Source organism: Dactylosporangium sp. NPDC051485 (genome assembly GCF_040682015.1).
In the GTDB taxonomy this organism is placed as follows: domain Bacteria; phylum Actinomycetota; class Actinomycetes; order Mycobacteriales; family Micromonosporaceae; genus Dactylosporangium.
This window is the reverse complement of sequence record NZ_JBFAZW010000246.1, coordinates 1-1,966: the sequence shown is the minus strand read 5'-3', so window position 1 is coordinate 1,966 and position 1,966 is coordinate 1. Positions and strand designations below refer to the sequence as shown.

Annotated in this window: 4 protein-coding genes; 1 reads left to right on the top strand and 3 read right to left on the bottom strand. The window is 72.0% G+C overall.

Annotated elements, in window-relative coordinates:
* The 3 genes from AB0M46_RS51290 to AB0M46_RS51280 form a co-directional block, all read right to left on the bottom strand.
* Nucleotides 1-452 (bottom strand): hypothetical protein (locus AB0M46_RS51290; RefSeq protein WP_363349060.1); only part of this gene is annotated, 452 nt, incomplete at its 3' end.
* Complete coding sequence (locus tag AB0M46_RS51285) at nucleotides 449-871, bottom strand: cupin domain-containing protein (protein WP_363349058.1); 423 nt, start codon at nucleotides 869-871, stop codon at nucleotides 449-451. The genes AB0M46_RS51285 and AB0M46_RS51290, both read right to left, overlap by 4 nt.
* Before the next feature lie 14 nt (nucleotides 872-885).
* A complete protein-coding gene (locus AB0M46_RS51280; protein WP_363349056.1) occupies nucleotides 886-1,335 on the bottom strand; it encodes an Rrf2 family transcriptional regulator in 450 nt (149 codons plus the stop codon).
* Between the two features lie 427 nt (nucleotides 1,336-1,762).
* Between AB0M46_RS51280 and AB0M46_RS51275 the strand changes: the two genes are divergently transcribed.
* On the top strand, nucleotides 1,763-1,966 hold a 204-nt coding region (locus AB0M46_RS51275), incomplete at its 3' end, for a hypothetical protein (protein WP_363349054.1).

The window sequence follows — 1,966 nt, the reverse complement described above, 5'->3', positions numbered from 1 at the left end:
GCCGCGCCGACGTCGGCGGCCAGCCGTTGCGTGTCGAGGCCCGGCACCCCGCGCGCGGCGGCGAGGGCCCGCTCCAGGGTGTCGGCCGGCGTGCCGAGGACGAAGAAGGTCTCGCGCAGCCGGCGCAGCACCCGGTCGGCGACGACCGGCCCCTGCCCGGCCGCGGCCCGCGCGACGAGCGACGAGGGCTCGCTGGACAGCGCCACCCGCTCCAGCGTGGCGGGCCAGGGCGCGCCGGTGTGCCCGGAGATCTCCTGGATGTGGCGGTGGTACCACGCCGTCTCCGCCGCCGGGTCGGGAGCCGGGTCGTCGCCGGGGTGGAACAGGATGCCGAACACGCGCCGCCAGTGCGCATCGAGGGCGCCGCGCAGGTACCGGAACGCCGGCTCCGACCCCCACGCCCACGGGCACATCGGGTCGGTGAACTCAACGACCGACAACACCTCCGTCAAGGCCGCTCGACCGGCGCCCACAGGCTCGGCAGGTTGACCACGACGCCCTCCTGGCTGCTGCGCGCGATGACCACGACGGCCTCCTCGGCGCCGGGGTTCTCCTCGCGGTGCGGCACGTACGGCGGGACGAAGATGTAGTCGCCCGGCTCGGTCTCCAGCCGCACCTCCTCGTCGCCGTCAGCGAAGACGAACACCGGGCGGCCGGAGACGATGTAGATGGCCGTCTCCGCCTCGCCGTGGTGGTGGTCGCCGGAGCTGGTGGCCGGGGCGACCTGGGTGCGCCCCATCCACAGCTTGTCCGAGCCGACCGTCTTGCCGGAGACGGCCTCGAGCCGGGTCATGCCGGAGGTCTGCACCGTGTCGCCGCTGAGCTCGGCGCCCTTGATGTGCCGCAGGGGCGCATGCCAGTGATCGCTCATCGTCGTCGCCTTTCCTATGGGTGTACGTCCACCAGCCCCAGCAGGGCCGCGGCCGACGCTCGGGGTTGCGCGGCCAGCAGGTCCGCGAGGGTGAGGCCGGTGAGGATCTCCTCGGTGCGGGCCTGGATCGCCCGCCACACCGCGGCGACCGCGGGCGCGCGGGTGGCGTCGGCGGGGTCGTTCGGGTTCTCGCCGTGCACGGTCAGCAGCTCGCCATCGACCGCCCCGACCACGTCGGCGAGGGTGATCTCGGCCGCCGGGCGGGCCAGCCAGTAGCCGCCCTCGCAGCCGCGCTGGCTGCGCACGAGCCCGGCCCGGCGCAGGTCGCGCATGACGGCCTTGAGGAAGCGGTACGGAATGTGCTGGGCCGCGGCGATCCCCTCGCACACGAGCGGGCGCCCCGCGTCCGCGGCCAGTTCGACCAGCGCGCGGATCGCGTAGTCCGCCTTCGCCGAGATGCGCATCGCGGCACGTCCTCCAGCAGCTGCTCGCGGTTGACTTCCTCAAAACCATACCAAGGCACTGTGTTTGTATCCATTGCCTCCCACGGTGTCAATGAGAGGTCCCGACCAAGGGCCGTTGAGGGCCGGGCCGAGCGGCGGCGCGTCGTGCCGGTTCGTGCTGGCCGCGGGGATGCCGAGCTGGATGCCCTGCCCGTTGACGGCGACGGACGTTTCCGGCCGTCTCTGCCCCGACTGGCCGTCTCAACGCCGCCGCCGAGGTGCTCGGAGATCGCTGGTCGTTGCTCGTGCTGCGCGACGTCATCTTCGGCCCCGGCTGACCGACCAGCCGGCCGGGACAGCTTTGGCTTCGGCGATACACCCGTCGACCGCGACGTCGGTCAGACCCGGCCGGGTAGCACCATTGAACCGTCGATCACTCGGCGTCGCGATGGACCTCGTGCCGGCGATCGCGGTCTGCGGGATGAGCGTGCACCATTTGACATTGTCGCTACCGTCCGGGGCGGCGATTCCGGGCGGGCTCTGGGATAATCAATACGTGGGGCAGCTGTCATTCTTCAGTCGCACGGAATTGGCTGCCATGCGTGACCGGACCAGGTCTCGGCGCTATTGTCCGGCAAGGGAGCAGTTCCGT